Origin of the sequence: Nostoc sp. KVJ20, assembly GCF_001712795.1 — a bacterium.
Taxonomy (GTDB): Bacteria; Cyanobacteriota; Cyanobacteriia; order Cyanobacteriales; family Nostocaceae; genus Nostoc.
The window spans coordinates 5,209-25,516 of the sequence record NZ_KV757683.1 but is presented as its reverse complement, the minus strand read 5'-3'; the positions used below and the strand labels follow the sequence as shown (position 1 = coordinate 25,516).

Sequence of the window (20,308 nt, the reverse complement as noted above, 5' to 3'; positions counted from 1 at the left end):
TTATGGCAGAAAAAGTTTATATGGAGTTTATAGACTATGCAAAAGGGTTGTATAGCAAAGCATTGCAGTTGTTGGAACCGGGCAAATGCGATGATTTTTCTGTGATATCAGGTAGTATCATTCTGATAGTTGGGCTAGAGAAACTTACTAAAAGTATCATTTACAAGATAAACCCCTTGATGGTTATTATTGAGAAGCCTGATTTTGACGATCTTATTAAGTTAACTGAGGGAGATAAATTTAGTAATCGTAATACTATCTCTTTTGAAATAGCTCTAGAAAGAGCAGTTAAACTATATCCAAAGCTTAATTTATATCAGAGAGATATTAAGTCTATTATTGCAGACAGAAATCTTCTTATGCATAATTTTGGCTACTTATATATAGGAAAGTTAGAGCAGAAAATTCAAATAAAAGTAGCAGACTTTACTGAAGCAATATGTAGAGAAGCTATGAATTCTGAACCAGCAGAAATCCTTGGACATGAGATATGGTTAAAATTGGAAAAAAATCGAAGTGCCTATAAACAAGCTGAAGTTTTAGAGCTTCAGTCGAGAATAAAACATTTGAGAAGACTATTGAGTCAAGGTGAACCCCTTCCTTGTGATCCAGTTCACATACCTAAAGATAAAGCTCAAAAGTACATTCACTGCCCAGTTTGCGAAGAAGGTGCGCTAGTTGCGTTTGATATTGACTGGGATCTTGATGTAGATCACAGAGAAGGTGTGGTTTTAAATGCTTACCCTATTTCTGTACCAGTAGTACTCAAGTGTGACTGTGGCTTTACGTTGACAGATTATGAAGAGATTGAAGTAATGTTAGGAGACAAGTACGACGAAGTTTGTGGTGCTGTTATCAGCCAGACGTATGAAGATGAAGACCTAGAGGAATATTAGTGCGATCGCTGAAACTAAAAATTAAAATTGACTAGAACGGGGAAAAATAAAATTTTACATCTTTGGTGTAAGAATACTTTCAAATGTGTATATTTACACTCAGCCCGCATTAAAATATATACTTGATAGATAAACTCTAATTTGTGCCGATTCTAATGGCATGGAGTCACTGCAATGTCAATTGATGAAATTAAAAACCAGCAAAATAATGATCTAGTTCAACCCTCTACAGATTTAATAGAAAACCTAATGAAGGCAAAAGACAAGAACAAATCTAAAAAATCAAAACGGATTTTTGATGGTAGTACTGAAGCTTTTGCCAAGAAAATTCCCAAAAAGACTTTTGAAACGGAACTAGAGCAACTCCAGATTGAGCTAGTCAAAATGCAATACTGGATTAAGCACACTGGCTATCGGGTTGTCGTCATCTTTGAAGGGCGCGATGCTGCCGGCAAAGGAGGAGTAATTAAACGCATTGCCGATCCACTCAATCCTCGTGGCTGTCGTGTAGTCGCTCTGGGAACACCCTCCGATCGCGAAAAAACTCAGTGGTATTTTCAACGTTACGTCCAACATCTTCCCACAGCCGGCGAAATAGTCCTTTTCGATCGCAGTTGGTACAACCGAGCCGGAGTTGAAAAAGTAATGGGCTTTTGTACTGAAGCAGAATATCTAGAATTCATGCAATCTTGCCCGGAATTTGAACGAATGCTGGTGCGATCGGGCATTGTTTTAATTAAGTACTGGTTCTCCGTCAGCGATGAAGAACAAGAAAAACGCTTTCTTTCTCGCAGTCACGATCCCGCAAGGCGCTGGAAACTCAGCCCAATGGATTTGGAATCACGCGATCGCTGGGTAGAATACTCCAAAGCAAAAGATACCATGTTTGCTTACACGAATATTCCCGAAGCTCCCTGGTTTACCATTGAAGCAGATGATAAAAGACGAGCGCGGCTCAACTGCATTCATCATTTGTTGAGCAAAGTTCCTTACGAAGACATGACACCTCCTCCCTTAGACCTTCCATCTAGACCTGTGGCTGAGGATTATGTTCGCGCCCCACGTAATGAGCAGTTCTTTGTCCCTCAAGTGTATTGAACAACATTCCTGAGTCGAAACTATGGAGTACAGCGACTTTACTCTAGAAAAAGTTTCGGCTATTTTGGGAATCACCACCCAAGAAGCTAAATCTAATGATTCATAACGTATTTTTTGGAACAATGATAACCACAATTTAACGTACTGAAAGATGAGCCATTTTCTAACACTTGTGATTGTTGATCGCACAGAAGCAAACCCAAGCAACAAGGCGAAAGAATTGATGCTGCCATATTTTGAAACCGATGAAGATAATCCATCTTTGCAAGCAAAATGTGACGGATTTGCTATTGGTGGTCAGTATGATGGCTTAATTTGGGGTAAGGAGCAGCATTACAATCTCAACCCAGAAGAATTTCAACTTCGATACGGGCTAGATATTGTGCAATCAGAAGACAATATTCGTCCTATCTCTGCCCTAATGTCTGACTTAGTTTCATACGCTATCGTTACGCCTGATGGAAAGTGGCATGATAGTGAAGGAAAATCCAATGAAGAATGGCTAGAAAAGTTCCGAAGTCTTTTACGCCAATATCAAGACAATATAGTGGTTGCGATTGATTGTCATTGTTGATTAAAGGGATTTTGGCAAAGTACCGGGATTGTTAATAGAGGATTGAACGATTTAATGCGTAGGCGCAGCCCGTCGTAGACATCGCCTAGGTTCTTGTCGAGTGAGGGCGTAGGCGAATAGCCCGTCGCAGACATCGCAACAACAGTCTACTTTTTGTCCATCTCACACACAATCTCTAAATATACAGTGGTGTGTTGTTGAATAAAGGCAATGATTAAAATATAAGATTATCACGGAGATGTCTATTATATGCATTACAGAATTCTTAAAACATCAGGGGTCTTCAGATGCATGTTATTACTCGTAAACGGCTGAATGAATTTGCTAAATTTCATCCAGATACAAATAACGCCTTGGGTCAGTGGTATCGATTGATCAAGGGAAATAATCTTACCTCATTTGTGGAACTCCGTGAAATGTTTCCCTCAGCAGATCAAGTTGGTAAATTGACAGTGTTTAATATTGGTGGTAACAAAGTTCGACTCATTGCCGCAATTCATTACAACCGCCAAAAGGTCTACATTCGGGCTGTGTTAACGCATTCAGAATATGATGAAGGAAAGTGGAAGGAATAATGCAAAGTTTAAACCTAGATCAAACCATTACTGCTTGGTCATCCATTGCGGAAAACGTCTTTGTTCCTCACACAGAAGAGGAATATGAACGCTTAGTTGAGATCCTTGATTGTCTTATTGATCAAGTTGGTGAAGATGAGACGCATCCACTCGCGTCTCTAATGGAAGTTATTGGTGTTTTAATTGAAAACTACGAAACTGAACATATTCCTGAGTTAGAGGCGATCGCTTAACTTCACCCAGGATGAATATACAGTGGCGTGTTGTCGAACTGGGGCGATCGCAACAACAGTTTACTTCTTTTACTGCGATCGCACTTTCTCCTAAATTAGTTTTATTAACACGCAATCATAGGGATTTGAGCAAAGTAGCCGGACTGTTAATTGAGGTAGTAACAGTTTAATGCGTAGGCGAAGCCCGTCGCAGACATCGCCTAGTTTATTGTCGAGTCAGGGCGATCGCTCATAAAGGCAATTAAATCATCATTATCTTCGAGAAAGTTGCCACCCCTTACTTTAACTCGTTATTCTTCAGATAGGCGTGATGCAGTAAGGGAAAACCTCAAATGTCAACTAATGTTTCTCTGGAAGAACGTCTCGCAGCTGTCGAAGCGGCGGTGACGGAGTTGCAAAAACAAGTAGCGGCTTCTCAACCAACTAATTGGCTGCAACAAATTACAGCTTCCTTCAAAGACGAGCCTGCGTTTGAAGAGGTACTCGCTTATGGACGTGCGATTCGTCAAGGCGACGAGCCAATAATAGAAATTCAGGATGAGCTATGAAATATTTGTTGGATACAGATCATTTAAGTATCATCCAGCGACAGATGGGGCAAGATTACATCAATCTTTCAACCCGCATGGCTCAATATCCACTATCAGATTTTGCAATTTCAATTGTCACATTTCACGAACAACTTCTTGGTAGCCATACATATATTAGTCGCGCTCGTAACGATAGTGAAGTTGTTAAGGGTTATGAGATGATGGTACGTCTTGTAAATGATTTCAAGGTTCTACCGCTTGTGCCATTTGATGCTGATGCCGCTACTGCATTGAGTCAATTACAAGCTAAACGCATTCAACTTGCAAGAATGGATTCGCGGATTGCGGCGATCGCACTATCCCGTAAATTAGTTTTATTAACACGCAATCATCGGGATTTGGGCAAAGTACCCGGATTGTTAATTGAGAATTGGACGGTTTAATGCGTAGGCGCAGCCCGTCGTAGACATCGCCTAGTTTATTGTCGAGTCAGGGCGTAGGCGAAGCCAGTAGCAGACATCGCTACAACGGTCTACTTCTTATGCATCTCACACACAATCTCTAAATATAAAGTCGCGTTTTGTCGAATTGAGGCGATCGCAGGCTGATACTGTTTAAGGGTATTTTTACGGAAAATTTTTAAAATGAAATTTTATATAATTTACGTCTAGGTAACATTTCGGTCGCAATAAAATAAAGTTGAGGTTAAGGTATTTTGATATTGTTTAATAACAACTAATCAAGATGTCTCAGCACACAGCCTTAAATGAACAGCAACAAAATAAACTAGTAAGTAAAGTTTCAGCGATTCGCTTCTACCTTGGTATAGGTAATTTTGATGAAGCTAAACAAAGAGCTTTCTCAGCAGAACAATCATTGATTGAAGAAGGTATGTCTCCGTTCGGTATTATAACCTTTTATGAGCATATTCCAATGGATTTTGCAAATATTGGGGATTTTAATACAGCTGCAAAGCTTTTAAATTCTTGTTTGGCTTTTCTGGATAATAATAAAACTTTTTTTGAGGATGCCTTCTATTTTCGGATTAGGGAACTTGCTGAAAATGCCAGACAAAATATGGTTATGCAAATGAATATAGAGACTGGCATGGGTTTTCGATATATAGATATCACTGCTAAAGGCGCTGACAGCAATCAATATCAAGTTTTATTCAAGGGAGTTTCAGTAGGTATTATTATAAAGCAAGATGATATTTGGTTTGCGTTAAGACCCGGAAGTAATACATGCGAAGCTAAAACATTTCTGTATCAAGCTGATGCTGCTAAACATCTAGCAGAATTAGCAAGATTAAATTGCTAAACTTGAATTTAATAGGTATAACTCTCCTACTTTTAGTGATAGTGTTTGCTGTCATTTGATCGCATCTAAGGTAATTTTTTTTGTTTATTAAAAGTGATTTTCTTCTGAGGTAGCTTGTCATGAAAATTTTTAAACAGAGCAATGAATATGGTTATCCAGTAACTATAAATTCTTTCAAATGTAAGCGATGTGGTCAAGTAGACAATATGATTAAATTGATAACAAATTTTACTCCTGCTACTGACCAGATTATTTCTGAGCGTCTTAATCCTGCACCAGATGCCGTTCAATTCAAAGAGGAATTTCTGACATCTGATGATTACTACAATGAGGACAATTCCGGTCAACCAATTTTATTAGGTATTCAATACAGTGTTGAGCGAACTTACTATCGCTGGCATTTTGTTCAATGTACTCAATGTAAGAGCAAGCACATACTTGAATATAAATATGATTCCGAGATAGATGAAGAATATACTAGCTATTTTCCATTATTTTAGTTGTAAAAATACTTCTTAATAATCTGATGTATTATACGTAAAGAATATGTATAATTACCAGGTAATTAATGACCAATTAACCTTTATTAATAATTTAGGGCTAAATTTATGGTTTCCATTGCAGAAATCCCTCCAGAACAGTTTAATACTTGGGGTTTTGTACTGACGGCTAATAATGGATTAAATAGAGTAAGAGTGATAGTTTCATTGACTTCTACAACATTCAAGTCCCATTCAAACATCGCCATTTCTTATCAAGATGAAACGTGGTCTAGAAATGCTGCTAGAGATATAGAGCAAAAGTTAGCAGAGTGGCTAGGATATCTTGCCAAACCAATTCAGCCATTAGAGTTTGTAACTCTAATGAATCAAAAATGGGCAAAGGCTTATCATCCTCAAGGCTATTACACTCCATCTGTCAATATCTCATCAATAGTCAGACCATACGCCAGTGAAGACTTAATTCCAGAAGAAGTAGTAGCGGCAATTGTTGATGAGCTTGGTATTGAAAATCAAGAAGCAATGAGATATGCAAAATACGTGCATTCGCAGATAAAACTAGGAATAGTTTGAAGGATTCATAACTTGTTATTGAGTCAAAGCGATCGCACCATTTAATCTAAAAAATCGTCGTTAAAAATAGTCTTTTATTTTACAGTTATTATTTAAGCAAAATGCCAGCAAATCCTAAAAACCAGACTCCATAAGAGTTATACCATCTAAAGCATCAAAACAGATTGTTCCTATATAATCCTGCAACTTGCATTTAGGCTAGAAATGGGCTGCTTTTTTCTCTCACCGCGAAAAAACCTTGCATTATATTATGATGTTGAGGAGCGATCGCTAGGTTCGGAGTAATCCCAAGAGTGCATTTGACGGAAAGGAAGACCCATCTTTTGGAAGACGTACTTCTCTTTCACACCAGAAGCAACTAGGTCAGGCTTCAACGCCTTGATAAATTCCTCGAATTCGTAAGCGGTAACGTCGTCATAAACGATGGTGCCGTTTTCGATGTAGTGAGTGGTACGTTTGTAGTCATCGTTATGAGCGAACTCATAACCTGTACCAATCATCTTCATGCCCAAGTCTTGGAAAGCTGGGACAACGTGGCGAGGACGTAGACCACCAACCATGATGGCAACGGTCTTACCATCCAAGCGGGGGCGGTACTTAGCAACTACCGCATCCATTGTGGGCTGATACTTGGCGATAACTTTCTCAGCGTTTGCTTGGATTGTTTCGTCAAACTTGGAAGCGATTTCCCGTAAAGATTCAGCAATCTTGGTGGGGCCGAAGAAGTTGTATTCCAACCAGGGTATACCATAAGCTTCTTCCATGTGACGGCTGATGTAGTTCATCGACCGGTAACAGTGGATGAGGTTCATCTTCACATTGGGGGTCATCAACATTTCGTTGATTGTGCCATCACCTGACCACTGAGCGACTACGCGCAAGCCGATTTCTTCTAACAGGATGCGGCTAGCCCAAGCATCTCCACCGATGTTGTAGTCACCAATGATGGCTACATCATAAGGAGTACCTTCAAACTTGAGTGTACCGTCTTTTTTCGCTTGGTCTGCTCTGGTGAAAACCCAGTCACGAACCATGTCGTTAGCAATGTGGTGTCCCAAAGATTGGGAAACACCACGGAAGCCTTCGCAACGAACGGGTACAACTGGCTTGCCAATTTCTTTGGATGTCTTACGAGCAACAGCTTCGATGTCATCCCCAATTAGACCGATGGGGCATTCAGATTGAATGGAAACACCACGGTTGAGGGGGAAAAGTACATCAAGTTCTTGGATTAGCTTGACAAGTTTCTTGTCACCACCAAACACGATATCTCTTTCTTGGAAGTCAGAGGTGAAGTGCATTGTACCAAAGGTATCAATACCTGTGGTACCGATGTAGTAGTTACGACGACCAGACCAAGACCAGTAACCGCAACCTACAGGCCCGTGGCTGATGTGGATCATGTCCTTAATAGGACCCCAAACCACACCTTTAGAACCGGCGTAAGCACAACCACGAGCGGTCATTACCCCAGGAAGGGATTTGATGTTAGACTTAACGCCGCAGTCGGACTTACCTTCTTCGTATACACTTAAGTGCTTTTCCCGTTTTTTCTTAGCTTTATCGGGGTAAGCGTCTAGAACTTCTTTAATTAGTTCTTTTCTTTCTTCGATGATGTTTTGATTTTCTGGAGGTGTCATATTTAGCCTCTGTGACTCGTAAGGATCGGGGCATAGGGGGACTAGGAGTCCCCTCTAGGGTTAGGGGGGAGATGCAAGGGAGAGGATAAAAGGGAAGATATGAAACTCTTCCTTTTTCCTTGTGCTAAATCGTTATTTCTTAGCGCCTACTTAGACTAAGCTTGAGTAGCAGTCTGAGCAACCAACTTAGCAGTATTTTCTTCGCTTTCGAGAATACCGAATTCAATCAACAATTCTTCTAGTTCTTCCATTTCGATGGGTGTAGGAATAGCCAGGTTTTTGTTGTTGATGATCTTGGTAGCCAATGTCCGATATTCGTTAGCTTGGTTGCTTTCTGGTGCGTACTCGTTAACGGTCATGCGGCGCAATTCAGCGTGTTGAACAATGTTGTCACGGGGTACGTAGTGAATCATTTGGGTGTTCAACCGTTTTGCCAAGGTTTCGATCAATTCGATTTCTCGGTCAGTGTTACGGCTGTTACAAATCAAACCACCCAAACGCACGCCACCGGTGTGAGCATACTTAAGAACACCACGAGCGATGTTGTTAGCAGCGTACATCGCCATCATTTCACCTGATGTTACGATGTAGATTTCTTGTGCCTTGCCTTCACGGATTGGCATAGCGAAACCACCGCACACAACGTCACCTAACACGTCGTAAGATACGAAGTCTAGGTCTTGGTAAGCACCGTTTTCTTCTAAGAAGTTGATGGCGGTGATAATACCACGACCGGCGCAACCTACACCGGGTTCTGGACCACCAGATTCTACGCAACGAACGTTACGGAAACCGGTTAACATTACTTCTTCTAGTTCGATATCTTCTACTGCACCACGTTCTGCGGCGAGGTGAAGAACGGTTGTTTGAGCTTTGCTGTGCAGCATCAAACGGGTGGAGTCAGCTTTAGGGTCGCAACCGACGATGAGGATGCGTTGACCCATTTCTGCCATAGCTGCCAAGGTGTTTTGGGAGGTGGTAGATTTACCGATACCGCCTTTACCGTAGAAAGCTATCTGTCTTATGTTTTCTTCTGTCATTGTTCGTGTTTCCCTGCAATTGGTTGGTTGGTGGGTCTTTGCGTTTGTCAGTTGCGTTCACGCCAGTTGAGCGACAGTAGTGAGCGCGTGTAGAGCATCGTTGGTACCGTTGGCATAAATGCCTGCTGGGGGCGATCGCTCCACAGCCAAAATTATTGACAGTAAGTTCATCGATCTTCCTCGTTAAAATTTTTTTCTTTTGATTTTTTGTCCTTTGTCCTTTGTCATTTGTTTTGACAAAGAACAAAGAAAAATACGCAATTTACAAATACGTCATAATGTGTTTCAGCTTGCAAGATTCAATAGGACTTGATGTTGTTATTTGTCAACAATCAATGCATAAGTCCTATTACTTGTTCAAGATAGCGCCCTTCATTTTTGTGACGCGATCTAGTGCAGCTTTGGTGTCATCTGCTGACACGCCACGCACAGCCATTGCTTCACCGAGATGCTTGGCGATCGCATCGAAGTGTGGTTGCTGTAGATTCAATCCTGCGTGGGTTTTGTCCATTGGACGACCGCCGTATTGCTTTGGCCCTTCAAATATTTGAGCTAAGAAAGCAACTAGATGATTGCGTTGCTTCGCCATGTCTGTACCAGCAAAAACGGGAGCGAGGAGGCTGTCTGTAGCAATGCGTTTGTGGAGTTCATCTACTACTTGTTCAATAGCCGGTTGTCCACCAATGTTGTCGTACAATGTGCTCATACTTGTCTCCTTTGAAGCGAGTTGGATGATGAAATTTGCAAGTAGGCGCTTAATCTTTTTGCCTATATGCTGTTAGCCGTCATAGTGGTAGGAGTACCAATTCGTAATTCGTAATGACGCTCCTGCGTCGCTAACGTAATTCGTAATTAAGAGAGAATTGGTATGAAGCATTGATGTGGAGACAATTATATGGTTCAAATCCTACTTTCTCTTCCTGGCTGAATGCATATTAGGGCGTATTTGTAGAATACGTTAAGTCCTACAGCAATTCCTAAACTGCTTCGACTACAAGGCTCTTGCTGACACGATCTTGTAATCTGGCTTCGATCGCAATTTTCAGAGTTGCTGTACTACTTGAACAGGAACCGCAAGCACCTTGCAGTACAACTTTAACGCGATCGCCTTCTACATCATAGAGTTCTACATCTCCCCCGTCTGCAATGAGTACGGGTCTGACTTCTTCATCAAGAACCTTTTGAATTAGAGCAATCTTTTGGACGTTTGTTAGCGCTCGTTCCTTAGATGTAACAATTTCTGTGGCAACTTGTACGCCGTAATTGTTGAGAGCAGGTGAGGCGTATTCCTGTTGAACTGATCTAATAATATCATCAATGTTCGCCAGACAGGAACCGCATCCGCCACCAGCTTTTACATAATTTGTTACTTGTTCGGCATCCGTGAGATGATTTTCTAGAATCACGCGACGAATCTTAGACTCGCTGATGCCAAAGCAACTGCAAACTAATGCACCTTCATCGTCATCATCGTGGGTAGCTAGAGGAATGCCACGATAATTGTAGATAGCGGCTTCTAGGGCTTCTTGTCCCATAACAGAGCAATGCATCTTTGCTTCTGGCAAACCACCAAGGTAATCTGCAATGTCTTTATTGGACACTTTCAGAGCTTCGTCTAAGGTTAAACCTTTGACCATTTCGGTTAATGCACTAGAAGATGCGATCGCACTAGTACAACCAAAGGTTTGAAAGCGAGCATCTAGAATCTTATCAGATTCTACTTCCACTTTCAGGTGCAATCTCAGAGCATCACCGCAAGCAATGCTGCCAATTTCGCCCGTTGCAACCTTAACTCCAGCTTCGCCCGTTTCTTCAATTTCTCCCTGATTTTTGGGATCGTAAAACAGTTCTAATACTTTATCGGTGTAGTCCCACATAATGAATTTTAGATTTTAGATTTTGGATTTTAGATTGGGGGATTGGGTACTGGGTACTGGGTACTGGGTACTGGGTACTGGGAAAATTCTTACCTAATCCCTAATCCCTAGTCCCCAGTCCCCAGTCCCTACTCCCTACTCCCTACTCCCTAACGATGCGCTAGTGCTTGTTCTTGTCCTTGCAACCAACTTGAATCATCATTTTTGAAGGGTGAGAGGGCGCGTAAACGTTCTACAATACCGGGCATTACCTCTATTACTTGATCGATTTCGGCAACGGTTGTGTAGCGACAAAGACTGAAGCGAATAGAACCGTGCAAAGTTGTGTAGGGTAAGCCCATTGCCCGCAGGACGTGGGAAGGTTCTAGTGAACCGGAGGTGCAAGCAGAACCGGATGATGCACAGATACCGTATTTGTTCAATAACAGTAGAATTGCTTCACCTTCGATGTACTTGAAGCCTATATTGGTTGTGTTTGGCAATCTCTGCGTAACGTCACCGTTAACGACACAATCGGGAATTGTAGCTAGTAAAGTTTGTTCCAGGCGATCGCGCAGTTTTCTTTCTCTTGCCGTCGCTTCTTCTAAGTGTAACAGTTCTAGTTCAGCAGCTTTGCCCAAGGCGATAATTGCTGGAACATTCTCAGTTCCCGCCCTACGTCCGCGTTCTTGGTGTCCCCCAATTATGAAGGGACGGAACCGAACCCCGCGCCGGATATACAAAGCACCAATTCCTTTAGGCCCGTGCAGCTTGTGACCAGACAAGGTTAACATATCGATGGTGCTAGTCTTCATATTCAGAGGGATTTTTCCCACTGCTTGCACCGCATCTACATGGAAGATAGCGCCATATTCTTTAACGCGCAACCCAATTTGTTCAATCGGGAAAATCGTCCCAGTTTCGTTATTAGCATACATAATTGTCACCAGGGCGGTGTTACCCGTCAAGGAAGCTTCTAGTTCATCTAGATCCAGCTGCCCTTGATTATTTACTGATAGATAGGTAACACTATAACCTTGGGTTTCTAATTGTTTGCAGACATTGAGTACTGCGGGGTGTTCAACTTGGGTAGTGACGATATGTCGCTTTTCAGGTTGCGCTAACAGTGCGGCTCGAATCGCCGCGTTATCTCCCTCAGTTCCACAACTTGTGTAGACAATTTCAGACTCATCGGCTCCCAGGATGGCTGCAAGTTGTTCTCTTGCGGTTCTCACTGCTTTACCGACTTGCCCACCAAAGGTATGCATACTGGAGGGATTGCCGTAATAATCTGTGAGGTAAGGTAACATTACCTCTATAACTTCTGGGTCTACCTTAGTGGTGGCATTATTATCGAGATAGATGCAGTTATTTTGCATTGTTGTCTTCAATTACAAATTAGGAATTATTTAATTAAGCTTCAGAACCCACTGATTGGGATTGACGCTTTTGCAACTGCTCAGAGTATTTCTGGGAATAGCTTTGAAACCAACGTTCCCAGTAATCTTGTTTATTTGTTAATTTAGCGACTACACGGTTGTAATTGGTAAACCAGCCTTCCCAATAATCGCTAGGCTGCTTAACGCAACCGTCGCAAGTGGGACAACCAGCTTTACACTGAGGCACGGTATGAATACTACCAACACAATTTGTACAAAGTTCAGGGTCAATCCAGTGCTGTCCGTCAACCACTTTAACTGCATTTGTGGGACATACCGTTAGACAGAGATTGCAGGAAATACACTGGCTAGTAAGAATTTGGTAAGCCATGATTTATTCTCCTTTTGGGGAATGGGGCATTAGAGTCAGGGGAGAGGTTACAGGTGACAGGTGATAGGTAATAATCTCTCCCCTGTCCCCTGTAACCTATTCCCTATTCGTTATTCCCTAATTCCTTAACGTATTGCTCGTAGAACTCTAAAGCAACCTTTTCAATTACGTCGTAAGCTTCAATTGTCTTGATTCCAGCTTCTTGCAATTTTTCTTGAGGACAGTTACCAATCTTGGAGACTAAAACTGCTTTGCAATCTGCGATCGCTTTCATAATATGCTCAAAGGAAGCTTCTTCGCCGTATCCACCTTGGCAGTATTGGTCAATTTTGCGATGACTGACAAAGCGAACTTCGTCTCCACCCACTTCGTAAATTTGGAATTCTTTCGCATGACCGAAGTGTTGGTTAACCAATCCGCCGCCTTTGGTTGCTACTGCAACTAAGATTTTAGGACTGTTAGCAAATTTCTTGCCGGCTAGCGCTTTGTCTTTGGCTACTTTAAGTTCTTCTTTAAACTTCTCAATCCCTTCGTGAACGGTAGCGCGTTGCTCCATGTCGTATTCTGGAGTCATTTCCAAGAATTTCTCTTTAGAAAACTCTTGGCTGCGGTCTTCTCCCAACAATCCGACTGCATCGGCACGGCACTGGCGACAGTGACGCATCATTTTCATGTTACCAGAGCAGTTGTCTTGAACTTCTTTAAGTTCTTTGGGTGTGGGGCCGCGTTGACCGGTTAAACCGAAGTGTGTGCCATGTTCTGGTGCAGAAATTAATGGCATGATGTTGTGCAAAAATGCACCTTTCTCACGGATGACTCGATTCACTTCAACTAAGTGATGGTCATTAATTCCGGGAATCATTACAGAGTTGACTTTGCACAAGATGTCAGCGTCTTTCAGGGCTTGCAATCCTTCCATCTGTCTTTCGTGGAGGATTCTCGCGCCCTCAATGCCTCTATAACGCTTGCGTCTGTAGTGAACCCAAGGATAAATCTTAGCACCGATCTCTGGATCTACCATGTTAATGGTGATCGTTACGTGATCTATATTTAATTGTTTAATGCGATCGATGTAGTCAGGCAGCATTAAACCATTGGTTGATAAGCAAAGCTTGATATCTGGTGCTTGCGCTGCAATCAACTCAAATGTGCGGAAAGTTTTTTCTGGGTTCGCCAATGGGTCGCCAGGGCCAGCAATTCCCACAACTGTCATTTGGGGAATCTTACCACCAATGACCAAAGCTTTGTGTGCTGCTTGTTCTGGTGTTAGCAATTCACTAACTACTCCAGGACGGCTTTCGTTAGCGCAATCATATTTGCGGTTGCAATAGTTGCATTGAATGTTGCAAGCTGGTGCAACTGCAACGTGCATCCGGGCGTAGTGGTGATGAGCGTCTTCGCTGTAGCAGGGATGTTTAGCAATGCGTTCTTGGAGCTTTTCGTCCCTTTCCACGGTGGTGCTGGTGGTGCTGTCACAGCCGCAACCACCTGATTTTGCTTGGGTTGGCGATTCCGTAGCGTTGGAGTTGAGGAGTCGTGTAGACGGTGATGTCATTGAATTTCGCAAAAGGTCGGTGGACTTGGCTGCCACTGTGGGAGATGTTGTTGCTGCTCTCTATGCCCAGAATTGAAGTCGCGTCTTCCACACTGCCTGCAAACCCTTGGGTGAGGGCGACTTGTTTTCAAGTCAGGCAGGCGATAGATATCTGATGTTCGGCTGGTGTGTGTCAACGTTCGGTTCTTGGGTAGAATTTGTGTTTACAGCCGCGACTTCTCTTCACTTCAGGCATGGTGCTATGTCATCCCTCCACTCACCCTTCGCTTCGTTTTGTTTCGGAGCGTTAGGTGATTGGCGATATAAGATTTATAGCAGCCGTCTCCCAGCCAGATGTTGCGTCTCTCTAGGATAGAATTTATTGGATTTATTACTTTTGTACTCAAATACTAAAAACCCTAATTCTTCAAGCATTACAAGAATTAAAAAAGTTTTTTTCGGGTAGGGGTTCTAGTATTTTTTGGTTGGGGTTCTAGTGTTTATATATAGGGGTTCAGGATTTCTTTGTACTCAGCTAAAACCTAATCCCAGCAAAGAATTTAATCTATTTGCAGCTAGGTTTTGGTTTTTTAAATGTGTACTCAGACTACCCTCAATTTCCGTCAAAAGCAATAAATGCCAAGGGTTTGAGGGTGAAAAACTGGAGTAATCTATGTTGTTTTACTCCAGAAACGTGCGAAATTCAATTCTGTATCTAACATATCATTTTTTTGAGGGTAAAAATGCACTTCATATTTTTTTAATTTTTGCTTTGACAATCATATTCAATTGTGGTTGTAAGTCTTGTGTGATAAGCGATATGAGGTAATGAAAATAGGTGTGTTGCTGCATATCATTTTCAAAAAACTTAACTTTTAACTCTTTTTTTTCATTCCCACAATGAGGAGATGGGTAGGAACCTGTCGGATTTTGTGTTTAAGAGAAACAACAAACTATAATCTAACATGATTGAGCGATCGCAATGATTTTTCTGAATTGCTCATTACAAACCTTAGCAAAAACCTAACCTCCTAACCCCCTTCCCGACGCGGGAAGGGGGAAAATTCAAAGTCTCTTTCCTTCTAGGAGAGAGATTTAGAGAGAGGTTTAAAAGCTACAATCAAGCCAAGCGTGAAATAAATCTGAGTTTATGATAGACATCCCCCAACAGCCGCTAAAAATGACAGTTGAGGAATATCTGGAATGGGAACCTCAGCAAGACCTTCGCTACGAATATGCCAATGGCGAAGTATTTGCCATGACAGGCGGTACAATTCCCCATAACGACATTGCACTTAACTTGTACACTGCTTTACGCCCTCATTTGCATTCCAGGGGTTGTCGAGTGAATGTGTCAGATGTAAAAATGCAACTCACTGGACAAAGCCGCTACTATTATCCTGATGTTATTGTCAGTTGCAATCCTGAAGACCTGAATGCCCGGAACTTTATCCAACATCCCAAGCTAATTGCCGAAGTTCTTTCGCCATATACAAGCGCGAAAGATCGGGGTGAAAAATTTACTTATTATTTGACAATCCCCAGTTTGCAAGAATATATCTTGATTGACTCGGAAAAAATCTCCGTTGAGCGTTACTGTCGGGGTGAGGGTAGGATGTGGCTTTACTATCCCTACACGGCTGGAGATATCGTCACTTTCTCGAGCATTGAATTTGAGTGTCCGATTGAATTGCTCTATGAAGGTGTTGTATTTACCACTGAAGAATAAAGAGAATGTTCCGTGTTAACTTTTAAAGAGCGATGTCTACGACGGGCTGCGCCTACGCACTTTAAGCAACTGCATAGCCAGTGTAAGGTACTAAGGTACTAGCTGTCATACAGGTGTAGTCTCAATACGGTTCGGTTAAGGTTTTTTGATGAAAATTCTAGATCACAAAGACGCGATGAATCGCCGTCTCTACAATAATCAGTCTTTACGATTCATCGCGTCTCTTGCCTTAACCGAACCGTATTGGGTGTAGTCTTATGACTGATATTGATATAGGAAATTTCTCTAGCATCTTCGTTAAATGCCAATCGTAGACATCGCTACACTGTATTCATAAGCTGTCTAAGTTCATTCACGAAAACAGGGTAGCAGGAGGAATGCAATGAAAGCAGTGGTTATCCGTCGGTATGGCGGTGCTGATGTTTTGCAGTACGAAGACGTGGAACAGCCGAAAATTGAGCCAACGCAGTTACTTGTGAAAGTTCGTGCTAGTAGTGTTAATCCCATTGATTGGAAAATTCGCCAAGGGATGTTGAGTTTGATTGCCGGCAGCAAATTTCCAAAGATTTTGGGGTTTGATGTGGCGGGAGATGTTGTAGAGGTTGGCTCCGGGGTCACGCGCTTTAAAGCAGGAGATGCTATTTATGGCAGTACTAGCTTCCCTGGAGGAGGTTATGCCGAATTTGCAGCTGTTCCAGAAAATGTGGCGGCTCTCAAACCAACAAACTTATCTTATGAAGAAGCTGCGGCTGTGCCTTTAGCAGCGCTCACGGCTCTGCAAGCACTGCGAGATCAGGGAAATCTTCAAACAGGGCAAAATGTCTTAATTAATGGTGCTTCTGGCGGTGTGGGGATTTTTGCAGTGCAAATTGCCAAGGCTTTAGGGGCAGTGGTGACGGGAGTTAGCAGTACCAAAAACTTGGATTTGGTGAAATCTTTGGGTTGTGACCGCGTGATTGATTATACGCAGCAGGATTTTACCCAAGATATAGCGCAGTATGACATTATCTTTGATGCAGTGGGTAAGCGATCGCTCTCTCAAACCAAAAGAGTCCTCAAACCCAACGGAATTTATATCACCACGTTACCAAGTCCTGAAGTCTTCTTAGAGAGTATTTTAACAGCATTCCTTCCCGGTCAAAAAGCGAAATTTCTCTTTGAGAAGCCTAACACTAAAGACTTGCTTTTTCTCAAAGAATTGATTGAAGCGGGTAAGATTCGTGTGGTGATTGATCGCACATATCCCTTGCAAGAACTAGCGGCGGCTCATAGTTATAGCGAAACTGGGCGTGCAGTGGGTAAAATTGCGATCGCGCAGCCCGTCGTAGACATCGCAGTTTCCAATTAATCTGCAAAACCTAACCCCCTAACCCCTTCCCGACGCGGGAAGGGGGAAAATTCAAAGTCTCTCTCCTAAAAGGCTACGNNGTAGCCTTTTAGGAGAGAGGTTCTTAGATACCTGTGATATTTCCGCAATAACCCTGAAATCTGGAAACATTACTCCAGCTAGTGGATATACTCGTAATCAAAATCTCAACAGAAGCGAGTATTATGCTGGAATGGTTAGCTCTTTGGGGTGTAACTCAGGCCGCCGGATTGATTTTTAAACCCATTCTGGAAGACTTAGCTAAGGATGCTGCTAAGGATTGGGCTAAAGATTTATTAAAAGGCATACCTAAGAATATTTTAGAGAAACTTAAGAAAGAAGATATAGAAATCGCTGCTGGTAAAGCCTTAAAAGAATTTTTACAACTGGTGCAGGAAGATTTAAAAGGTGGGGAACTTTCTGAAGATGAAATCAAAAAGTATACGCAGCCGATAAAGCAGTTTGTCAAAAATCAAGAAGTCAAAGAAATTTTGGGAAATGCCTTTAAAAATGACAATCCAGCTATAGATACTAATAGATTACAAGAAATTTGGGATAAAATTAATGTCTCAAATCCCTTACCAGATGATTTTAACTGGAAACGGGTTGCTAAGAAATATCTGCAAAAAGTTAAAGAGATTATTCGAGGAATTCCTGAACTCAGAGCTATTGTTGATTCCCAAAATCTGGAACAAATCGAAAAGAACACAAGAGGGTCTGGTGAGCTTATTCCCGACTTTGATTTGAAACGCTATCAAGAAGGAATCTGCGAACGCTATGGCAATCTCAAGTTAGATAGCTTAGATACTAGCGGCTATGCCTATAACGAACTTAAATTATGGCGGATTTTTACTGCTCAAAATGTCCGGGAAACTCATCAAGTTTTACCACAAGTTCACGAACTGCCTAAAGAACATCTTAGACGGCTGCGAGAAAGTGAGCAAGTAGAAGCTGTTGAATTAGAAGAATTAGAACGCCACAAACGGGTTTATTTTGAACAACCGATCCGTTCAGTTTTAGATGTCGTCAATAAAAAGCAAGATTATAAATATCTTGTGATTCTGGGCGATCCTGGTTCAGGTAAGTCTACATTGTTGCAATTTCTGGCTTTGAATTGGGCTGAGTCACCACTGGATAATGTTATCTCATTACCAATTCCCTTGCTGATTGAGTTACGCACTTATATGCGGCGACGGGAAGATAAGGAGTGCAATAATTTTCTCGAATTCTTCCATCAATGTAGTGGTGCAGTTCATCATCTCAATCAGCTTGAACTAGATAAACAATTAAAAGCTGGTAATGCCTTAGTGATGTTTGATGGTTTGGATGAGGTATTTGACCCTGGTAAGCGAGAGGATGTAATTACTGATATTCATCGCTTTACTAATGACTATCCTGATGTGCAGGTAATTGTCACATCTCGGATTATTGGCTATAAACCGCAACGATTGCTTAATGCTGAGTTTCGCCACTTTATCTTACAAGATTTAGACTCAGAACAAATTCAGGATTTTATCTACCGTTGGCATGAGTTAACTTTTACCGATGCAGTAGATAAGGTGAGAAAACGGGAACGGCTACAAAGAGGAATTGCAGCTTCCAAATCTATTGCAGAATTGGCGGGAAATCCTCTGCTGTTGACGATGATGGCAATTCTTAATCGTAATCAAGAGCTACCAAGAGATAGAGCCGAGCTTTATAATCAAGCATCGCGGGTGTTGCTGCATCAATGGGATGTGGAACGCGTTTTGATAGAAGATCAGAGGTTAGACCCCAAGACGATTGATTATAAAGATAAGCAAGCGATGCTGCGTCAGGTTGCTTATCTTATGCAAACTGGTGAGAAAGGTTTGGCAGGTAATTTGATTAATGAAAATGATTTAGTCAAAGTTCTGACTGATTATCTCAAAACCATAGAGTTTGATAAACCCAGAGAAGCTGCGCGGGTGATGATTAATCAACTGCGGACTCGCAACTTTATGTTATGTTTTCTGGGTGCGGATTATTATGCTTTTGTGCATCGGACATTTTTAGAATATTTCTGTGCTTGGGAGTTTGTCTGGCAGTTTAAAGAAACGCAAACGCTGACTATTGAGCAACTTAAGAACGAAGTTTTTGGCAAACACTGGCGAGATGAAAGTTGGCATGAAGTATTGCTGCTAATTGCGGGAATGATTGAGCCAAGATTTGTTGGGGAATTTATTGAGTATTTAATGGTGCAAGATGGTGAAAAGGAAAAATTTGTCAATCTATTTTTAGCGGCTAAATGTCTTGCAGAGGTGAGAAATAAAACATCAATATTTCATATTTCTACTAAATTGAACAAACATCTCAAAGATTTAACTAAGTATGATCTAAATTACTTTTATCAAGAAATGATAGACAAAGAAGAGGCAAAGGTAGTTCGTGAAATTCGCACTAAAGCGGTTTCAGCAGTTGCTGCTACTTGGCAAGATGAAGCTGATACCTTACGTTGGCTTCTACAACGTGCTTCCTCAGATGAATCTTGGTTTGTGCGACGTAGAGCAGTACAAGAGTTTGCACATGGTTGGAAAGATTACCCAGATACCTTATACTGGCTCAAACAATGTGCTACCTCGAATATGAATTGGAGCACGCGAGATACAGCAGTAGAAGAATTAGCCCAGGGATGGAAAGATGACCTGATACTTTAATTATTCTCAAACAATGTGCTACTTCAGATAATGATGAATTTATACGAAAAACAGCAGTACAGCAATTAGTTCAGGGATGGAAAGATGACCCTGATACTTTAATTATTCTCAAACAATGTACTACTTCAGACAATGACAAAAATATACGACAAACAGCAGTAGAAGAATTAGCTCAGGGGTGGAAAGATGACCCTGATACTTTAATTATTCTCAAACAATGTACTACTTCAGACAATGACAAAAATATACGACAAACAGCAGTAGAAGAATTAGCCAAAGGATGGAAAGATGATCCTGATACTTTAATTATTCTCAAACAATGTGCTACTTCAGATAATGATAAAAATGTACGACAAACAGCAGTACGGCAATTAGCTCAGGGGTGGAAAGATGACCCTG

General features: G+C 41.6%; 21 protein-coding genes and 1 pseudogene. 15 read left to right on the top strand and 7 right to left on the bottom strand.

Annotation, left to right across the window (positions count from 1 at the left end):
• The first annotated feature begins 2 nt into the window (after positions 1–2).
• From A4S05_RS28365 to A4S05_RS28320, 11 genes are all read left to right on the top strand, one after another.
• Entirely contained in the window at positions 3–896 is an 894-nt protein-coding gene (locus A4S05_RS28365; protein ID WP_141699826.1) for a hypothetical protein, read from the top strand.
• A gap of 174 nt (positions 897–1,070) precedes the next feature.
• Positions 1,071–1,994, top strand: coding sequence for a polyphosphate kinase 2 (gene ppk2 / locus A4S05_RS28360; protein WP_069073125.1), 924 nt, complete (start codon positions 1,071–1,073; stop codon positions 1,992–1,994).
• Between the two features lie 151 nt (positions 1,995–2,145).
• Positions 2,146–2,568, top strand: coding sequence for a hypothetical protein (locus A4S05_RS28355; RefSeq protein ID WP_069073124.1), 423 nt, complete (start codon positions 2,146–2,148; stop codon positions 2,566–2,568).
• A 287-nt stretch (positions 2,569–2,855) separates the two neighbouring features.
• Positions 2,856–3,143, top strand: a complete 288-nt coding sequence (locus tag A4S05_RS28350; protein WP_069073123.1) for a type II toxin-antitoxin system HigB family toxin — start codon at positions 2,856–2,858, stop codon at positions 3,141–3,143.
• Positions 3,143–3,376, top strand: coding sequence for a hypothetical protein (locus tag A4S05_RS28345; protein WP_069073122.1), 234 nt, complete (start codon positions 3,143–3,145; stop codon positions 3,374–3,376). The genes A4S05_RS28350 and A4S05_RS28345 overlap by 1 nt, the downstream gene beginning before the upstream one ends.
• An 11-nt stretch (positions 3,377–3,387) precedes the next feature.
• A complete protein-coding gene (locus A4S05_RS40700) occupies positions 3,388–3,546 on the top strand; it encodes a PIN domain-containing protein (RefSeq protein ID WP_176727129.1) in 159 nt (52 codons plus the stop codon).
• A gap of 162 nt (positions 3,547–3,708) precedes the next feature.
• Positions 3,709–3,924: a hypothetical protein gene (locus A4S05_RS28340; protein ID WP_069073121.1), complete on the top strand. Its 216-nt coding sequence runs from the start codon at positions 3,709–3,711 to the stop codon at positions 3,922–3,924.
• Complete coding sequence (locus A4S05_RS28335; RefSeq protein WP_069073120.1) at positions 3,921–4,349, top strand: type II toxin-antitoxin system VapC family toxin; 429 nt, start codon at positions 3,921–3,923, stop codon at positions 4,347–4,349. The genes A4S05_RS28340 and A4S05_RS28335 overlap by 4 nt, the downstream gene beginning before the upstream one ends.
• 301 nt (positions 4,350–4,650) lie before the next feature.
• Complete coding sequence (locus tag A4S05_RS28330; protein ID WP_069073119.1) at positions 4,651–5,226, top strand: hypothetical protein; 576 nt, start codon at positions 4,651–4,653, stop codon at positions 5,224–5,226.
• A gap of 206 nt (positions 5,227–5,432) precedes the next feature.
• Positions 5,433–5,726: a hypothetical protein gene (locus A4S05_RS28325; protein ID WP_141699825.1), complete on the top strand. Its 294-nt coding sequence runs from the start codon at positions 5,433–5,435 to the stop codon at positions 5,724–5,726.
• Positions 5,727–5,834: 108 nt separating this feature from the next.
• On the top strand, positions 5,835–6,299 hold the full coding sequence (locus A4S05_RS28320; protein ID WP_069073117.1) for a hypothetical protein: 465 nt from the start codon (positions 5,835–5,837) through the stop codon (positions 6,297–6,299).
• Positions 6,300–6,547: 248 nt separating this feature from the next.
• Here A4S05_RS28320 and nifD read toward each other — a convergent pair whose 3' ends face one another.
• The 7 genes from nifD to nifB all read right to left on the bottom strand — a co-directional run bounded on the left by nifD (position 6,548) and on the right by nifB (position 14,160).
• Positions 6,548–7,939 (bottom strand): nitrogenase molybdenum-iron protein alpha chain, encoded by a 1,392-nt coding sequence (gene nifD / locus A4S05_RS28315; protein ID WP_069073116.1) that lies wholly within the window; start codon positions 7,937–7,939, stop codon positions 6,548–6,550.
• Between the two features lie 155 nt (positions 7,940–8,094).
• The gene (gene nifH, locus A4S05_RS28310; RefSeq protein ID WP_069073115.1) at positions 8,095–8,979 is read right to left on the bottom strand and encodes a nitrogenase iron protein; all 885 of its coding nucleotides are present in this window, start codon (positions 8,977–8,979) and stop codon (positions 8,095–8,097) included.
• A 349-nt stretch (positions 8,980–9,328) separates the two neighbouring features.
• The gene (locus A4S05_RS28305; protein WP_069073114.1) at positions 9,329–9,685 is read right to left on the bottom strand and encodes a globin domain-containing protein; all 357 of its coding nucleotides are present in this window, start codon (positions 9,683–9,685) and stop codon (positions 9,329–9,331) included.
• Positions 9,686–9,956: 271 nt separating this feature from the next.
• Positions 9,957–10,856 (bottom strand): Fe-S cluster assembly protein NifU, encoded by a 900-nt coding sequence (nifU, locus tag A4S05_RS28300; protein ID WP_069073113.1) that lies wholly within the window; start codon positions 10,854–10,856, stop codon positions 9,957–9,959.
• A 149-nt stretch (positions 10,857–11,005) separates the two neighbouring features.
• Positions 11,006–12,214, bottom strand: a complete 1,209-nt coding sequence (gene nifS / locus A4S05_RS28295) for a cysteine desulfurase NifS (RefSeq protein ID WP_069073112.1) — start codon at positions 12,212–12,214, stop codon at positions 11,006–11,008.
• A gap of 34 nt (positions 12,215–12,248) precedes the next feature.
• The gene (locus A4S05_RS28290; RefSeq protein WP_069073111.1) at positions 12,249–12,605 is read right to left on the bottom strand and encodes a 4Fe-4S binding protein; all 357 of its coding nucleotides are present in this window, start codon (positions 12,603–12,605) and stop codon (positions 12,249–12,251) included.
• A 103-nt stretch (positions 12,606–12,708) separates the two neighbouring features.
• Entirely contained in the window at positions 12,709–14,160 is a 1,452-nt protein-coding gene (gene nifB / locus A4S05_RS28285) for a nitrogenase cofactor biosynthesis protein NifB (protein WP_084227303.1), read from the bottom strand.
• Between nifB and A4S05_RS42720 the strand changes: the two genes are divergently transcribed.
• The 4 genes and pseudogenes from A4S05_RS42720 to A4S05_RS42120 form a co-directional block, all read left to right on the top strand.
• The gene (locus A4S05_RS42720; protein WP_218107988.1) at positions 14,154–14,315 is read left to right on the top strand and encodes a hypothetical protein; all 162 of its coding nucleotides are present in this window, start codon (positions 14,154–14,156) and stop codon (positions 14,313–14,315) included. The two genes, nifB and A4S05_RS42720, sit on opposite strands and share 7 nt — an antisense overlap.
• 974 nt (positions 14,316–15,289) lie before the next feature.
• Entirely contained in the window at positions 15,290–15,868 is a 579-nt protein-coding gene (locus A4S05_RS28280) for a Uma2 family endonuclease (RefSeq protein WP_069073109.1), read from the top strand.
• 382 nt (positions 15,869–16,250) lie between these two features.
• Complete coding sequence (locus tag A4S05_RS28275) at positions 16,251–17,216, top strand: NAD(P)-dependent alcohol dehydrogenase (RefSeq protein ID WP_069073108.1); 966 nt, start codon at positions 16,251–16,253, stop codon at positions 17,214–17,216.
• 203 nt (positions 17,217–17,419) lie between these two features.
• Positions 17,420–20,308, top strand: a pseudogene (locus A4S05_RS42120) (HEAT repeat domain-containing protein); the annotation flags it as partial.

What these genes read in the sequence shown, in the direction of transcription:
- A4S05_RS28345 (WP_069073122.1), top strand. Translation starts at nt 3,143, where the DNA reads ATGCAAAGTTTAAACCTAGATCAAACCATTACTGCTTGGTCATCCATT.
- nifH (WP_069073115.1), bottom strand. Translation starts at nt 8,979, where the DNA reads ATGACAGAAGAAAACATAAGACAGATAGCTTTCTACGGTAAAGGCGGT.
- A4S05_RS28350 (WP_069073123.1), top strand. Translation starts at nt 2,856, where the DNA reads ATGCATGTTATTACTCGTAAACGGCTGAATGAATTTGCTAAATTTCAT.
- A4S05_RS28325 (WP_141699825.1), top strand. Translation starts at nt 5,433, where the DNA reads ATGATTAAATTGATAACAAATTTTACTCCTGCTACTGACCAGATTATT.
- A4S05_RS28280 (WP_069073109.1), top strand. Translation starts at nt 15,290, where the DNA reads ATGATAGACATCCCCCAACAGCCGCTAAAAATGACAGTTGAGGAATAT.
- A4S05_RS28275 (WP_069073108.1), top strand. Translation starts at nt 16,251, where the DNA reads ATGAAAGCAGTGGTTATCCGTCGGTATGGCGGTGCTGATGTTTTGCAG.
- A4S05_RS28335 (WP_069073120.1), top strand. Translation starts at nt 3,921, where the DNA reads ATGAAATATTTGTTGGATACAGATCATTTAAGTATCATCCAGCGACAG.
- ppk2 (WP_069073125.1), top strand. Translation starts at nt 1,071, where the DNA reads ATGTCAATTGATGAAATTAAAAACCAGCAAAATAATGATCTAGTTCAA.
- A4S05_RS40700 (WP_176727129.1), top strand. Translation starts at nt 3,388, where the DNA reads ATGAATATACAGTGGCGTGTTGTCGAACTGGGGCGATCGCAACAACAG.
- nifS (WP_069073112.1), bottom strand. Translation starts at nt 12,214, where the DNA reads ATGCAAAATAACTGCATCTATCTCGATAATAATGCCACCACTAAGGTA.
- A4S05_RS28290 (WP_069073111.1), bottom strand. Translation starts at nt 12,605, where the DNA reads ATGGCTTACCAAATTCTTACTAGCCAGTGTATTTCCTGCAATCTCTGT.
- A4S05_RS28320 (WP_069073117.1), top strand. Translation starts at nt 5,835, where the DNA reads ATGGTTTCCATTGCAGAAATCCCTCCAGAACAGTTTAATACTTGGGGT.
- nifU (WP_069073113.1), bottom strand. Translation starts at nt 10,856, where the DNA reads ATGTGGGACTACACCGATAAAGTATTAGAACTGTTTTACGATCCCAAA.
- A4S05_RS28355 (WP_069073124.1), top strand. Translation starts at nt 2,146, where the DNA reads ATGAGCCATTTTCTAACACTTGTGATTGTTGATCGCACAGAAGCAAAC.
- A4S05_RS28340 (WP_069073121.1), top strand. Translation starts at nt 3,709, where the DNA reads ATGTCAACTAATGTTTCTCTGGAAGAACGTCTCGCAGCTGTCGAAGCG.
- nifB (WP_084227303.1), bottom strand. Translation starts at nt 14,160, where the DNA reads ATGACATCACCGTCTACACGACTCCTCAACTCCAACGCTACGGAATCG.
- A4S05_RS28365 (WP_141699826.1), top strand. Translation starts at nt 3, where the DNA reads ATGGCAGAAAAAGTTTATATGGAGTTTATAGACTATGCAAAAGGGTTG.
- A4S05_RS28305 (WP_069073114.1), bottom strand. Translation starts at nt 9,685, where the DNA reads ATGAGCACATTGTACGACAACATTGGTGGACAACCGGCTATTGAACAA.
- A4S05_RS28330 (WP_069073119.1), top strand. Translation starts at nt 4,651, where the DNA reads ATGTCTCAGCACACAGCCTTAAATGAACAGCAACAAAATAAACTAGTA.
- A4S05_RS42720 (WP_218107988.1), top strand. Translation starts at nt 14,154, where the DNA reads ATGTCATTGAATTTCGCAAAAGGTCGGTGGACTTGGCTGCCACTGTGG.
- nifD (WP_069073116.1), bottom strand. Translation starts at nt 7,939, where the DNA reads ATGACACCTCCAGAAAATCAAAACATCATCGAAGAAAGAAAAGAACTA.